At 48.0% G+C, this 3452-nt stretch carries 6 protein-coding genes; all 6 read left to right on the forward strand.

The features are described 5' to 3' along the window. Positions 1 to 221, forward strand: a 221-nt coding sequence (locus tag ACR2PX_RS00820; protein ID WP_433997468.1) for a hypothetical protein, incomplete at its 5' end; no start/stop codon positions are given. Continuing rightward, entirely contained in the window at positions 206 to 619 is a 414-nt protein-coding gene (locus ACR2PX_RS00825; protein WP_433997469.1) for a hypothetical protein, read from the forward strand. The genes ACR2PX_RS00820 and ACR2PX_RS00825, both read left to right, overlap by 16 nt. Before the next feature lie 118 nt (positions 620 to 737). Then, positions 738 to 1682: a colicin E3/pyocin S6 family cytotoxin gene (locus tag ACR2PX_RS00830; protein ID WP_433997470.1), complete on the forward strand. Its 945-nt coding sequence runs from the start codon at positions 738 to 740 to the stop codon at positions 1680 to 1682. 2 nt (positions 1683 to 1684) lie between these two features. After that, the gene (locus ACR2PX_RS00835) at positions 1685 to 1927 is read left to right on the forward strand and encodes a DUF7683 domain-containing protein (RefSeq protein ID WP_433997471.1); all 243 of its coding nucleotides are present in this window, start codon (positions 1685 to 1687) and stop codon (positions 1925 to 1927) included. A 651-nt stretch (positions 1928 to 2578) separates the two neighbouring features. Next, positions 2579 to 2902 (forward strand): hypothetical protein, encoded by a 324-nt coding sequence (locus ACR2PX_RS00840; protein WP_433997472.1) that lies wholly within the window; start codon positions 2579 to 2581, stop codon positions 2900 to 2902. A gap of 285 nt (positions 2903 to 3187) precedes the next feature. Beyond that, the coding region (locus tag ACR2PX_RS00845; protein WP_433997473.1) for a hypothetical protein at positions 3188 to 3452 on the forward strand (265 nt) is incomplete at its 3' end.

Raw genomic sequence — 3452 nt, forward strand, 5'->3', positions numbered from 1 at the left:
GTTTTGCACCGGGCGAGCAACTCACTTCTTATGACAACCGGAACTTCCTGGGCCTGAAGCTGTTTGCAAGCGCTGATGAGCAACCCTCGTTAAAAGAAGAATCGGATCGTTTGCTGGCAAAACTGGACAAGATTGCAGACGATCTGAGCCGCCAGGCGGCACGGATAACACGGGAGCATAATGACTATCGAAACAAACTGGCTGAATGCAACACAAAATAGAATGTGACCAACGTCGTGAAATAATGATCCAGCGACATAAAATCCTGACCGACTGGCAGCAGGAAAAAAAACGCCGTGAAGGTCAGATGATAGACTGTGGAGCCAGGCTTCAGCGTTGCCTTTCTGAATACAACGTCCGTGAATACAACAATCTGTACCAGAACTGTGAATGGAGTATGCCTGAGATTTGCCAGCTTCAGCCAGTTTGTCAGCAAGAGCACCAGCAATGGCGCAGTCAGCACCAAGTTTGGATGGCAGAGGCAAAAATCTGGGAGCCAGCCTGCGAGAAGAGCAATAAAGCTTTTGTGCAGTGGGGGCAGCGTTGCAAGCCTATTCAGCAACAGGCGCTGACACTGGATGATTGCCGTAACTGCTCATTTTTTGTAGGCGAATTTTAGAGTCGATTGGCAACAGTCCAGTAAAACCAGAGGTGCCATTCTCGAAGTCGGTACTTTTGCCTACAAAAAATGAGCAGTTACTGATTGCCAGCCCCAGTCAAAAGCACTGGATCATCAAATGGAACGCTGTAAGGCACTGGCGAATGAGTGGGAAAGACTCAAGGCTGGCTTTGAACAGGAAAAACAGGCGATTAATGAAGATAGAAGGGAGACTAATGAGGCACTTGTAGAGCTTGGAGAACGCTATAGAGAACAAATTAATGCACTGGCTCAGGAAGATGCGTTTGATTGGGATGATGAAGATTGGGATATTGATGAGAACGAGGGGTTTGAAAACCCACCTGCAACGGATAAAACGGAATCCGATACCGATCTTCTCTTCACTGCCCTGGAAACCCTCGGCCGAGGCGAAGACCCGCTCACTCAGGGCATTGAACAAACCACCGAAAACCTGGTCAGAATCTCCTACCAGCATTTTCCTCAAGGAACAGAACAGGTTCTCAATGCGCTAAGCCATATCGATAGCGCCATGGATGCGGTGGTGGAGTTTATCGACGACAGCACCGGCAACCGGGGCAGTGCCGTCTGGCAGCAACTGGACGAACCGACTCAGGCTCGTATACTGGGGGCCGGGAAGGTGCTGTCGGTGTTGGTGCCGGTTGCTAAGGTAAAGGGGCTGGCAGAGCTGGCCAGGGTGCCATCACCTGCTTTGAAGAAAGATGGCTGGCATCCGGTCAGTGTAGAAGCTCGGCATAAGGAATGGCAGGAGCATTATGGGGGGCGGGAGGATCATGAGTATCAAGGGATCAGTGGCTATGTTCCGGCACCTGAGAACCTGAGGGCTTTTCCTGAAGCGACTTTATCTGATAGGAAAACTCCGGTACAAGGTGGTGGAGAGCTACGGAAACGCTGGAAAGATAAAAAAGGGAATATCTATGAATGGGATAGTCGACATGGAAGAATTGAAAAATATGATAAGTGGGGTCATCATCTAGGTGAATTTGACCCTGAGAGCAGTCAGCAGCTTAGTAAACCCAATAGATCAAGAAGAGTAGAACCCTAAGCATGAGATTTTGGATCACATACTTTCACAGGCAGTCAGGAAAATTTACCAATAAAATTCCGCTGGATGGTATCCCCTTGTCAAAACTGAAAGAGCTATTTGGCATACCACCTCAGAATCCGATGTACGACGCATACCCAATCAATAGCTCAGAAAAGATACACTTTTTTGAGCTATTCTACGGCGTTGAATTCAATTTTCAAAAATACAATTATTACGTCGAAACATTCAGTGAATCAAAATAAGTAGTTTGTTGGTTTATCATGTGCTGCTTTTATGCTGGCGGATCATGACTCGTTCCCACGCTCCAGCGTGGGAATGCATACCTGAACTCACCACAACCAATCTACTTCTAACAAACCTTCACTACCCAGGTCATTCCTTGCGCTGAAATAACGCCAGTGTTCTGCCCTATCACATAACCACGACTCACCGGGGTTTGATGAATATATTCCACTTTCTGTTTCATCATGCTTTCACCCTGGATTAACTCAGGATGTACACCTTACTGCCAGAACGGATAAGCCCTGTCGTTTTTGTGCGTTTTTTACTATGAAAATGCCGCTATTTCGGGCTCTGTAGTCATTTTGATGGTTCGGGGTGATCGGCATTTCCGGCTCATGGCTGTTTCCGGCTCATGGCTGTTTAATTCCGAGTGCTCTGCCAGTTACGTATGCATTCCCACGCAGGAGCGTGGGAACGAGTCAATAATATTCACGGATATAAACAGATGCCTGTCTGTGTTCAACCGAGAAGATAATAGCTAACGAGAAGTAAGGTCGAGCCTTTCTGCGTTCCTATCGCATAAGGGCTTGCCCTTCCAGCTTTTCAGTATTTCGCCATGGAAATTTATTGGCTACCTTGAGTGCACTTTGTTGTTTTGGAATCCTCGGGGTATGAACTGTACCAAGCAGTGGCTTTATCAAAAAAACCTGTTCTGCTTGCTGATAGGTTGGGTTATCTTGGTATTGTGCCTGTTCTCGTCCCAGACCACCTATGGGAAAGAATCTACGGAAAAAGATTCAGCCTTTCAGGTCTTATGTTCTTCCGTCATGAATTACCTGGCAGAAAGTCCACCGATCTGGGTGGATGCTTTCCGAGAAGTCGAGGCTGCAGGTAATCATTCCACAGAAGTTCTTGCCAGGCAGCTTGAAGACCTGATGGAACAATACCAGACCGATGAAAGCGTTTATGAGTATGTTGCCGTTCTGTACCTGTAGATCCTACCCGATCAGAAACTGAGCCGGGCTCGAATCCTGTTTGAGAAACTCAGTGCTACAGGTCTGCCGGCTCCAGCCAGTATTCAGAACTATCTTGAGGTGCTGAAGCGACAGGAACACTGGCTTCATGATGTATTGGAAGAGTTTCAGAACCAGTCCGTCATGGATTGGCCTCAACCTCATTACGAAGACTGGCTCCTGAACCAGCTGAAAGCGTTATGACAGATACAAGACGAAGGCATCTGGAATCTGGAGCAACAGTTTCAGAAAGATAATCACCGCCCCTTGACCGCTTTCTTATGTGCCCTGCTGATCATCCAGCAACCCTTCTCCCGCTGGCCAACAGCGGATCAGTTGCTGCTGAACTGGCAAAAGCAAGCCCCTGACGAGGAGGCCAGAATTCTTTTGTATCGCTCGCTCCTGCGAGATCGTTTTGCACCGGGCGAGCAACTCACTTCTTATGACAACCGGAACTTCCTGGGCCTGAAGCTGTTTGCAAGCGCTGATGAGCAACCCTCGTTAAAAGAAGAATCGGATCGTTTGCTGGCAA

The sequence above is a fragment of the Endozoicomonas sp. genome, from assembly GCF_051008435.1.
Classification (GTDB): Bacteria; Pseudomonadota; Gammaproteobacteria; order Pseudomonadales; family Endozoicomonadaceae; genus Endozoicomonas_A.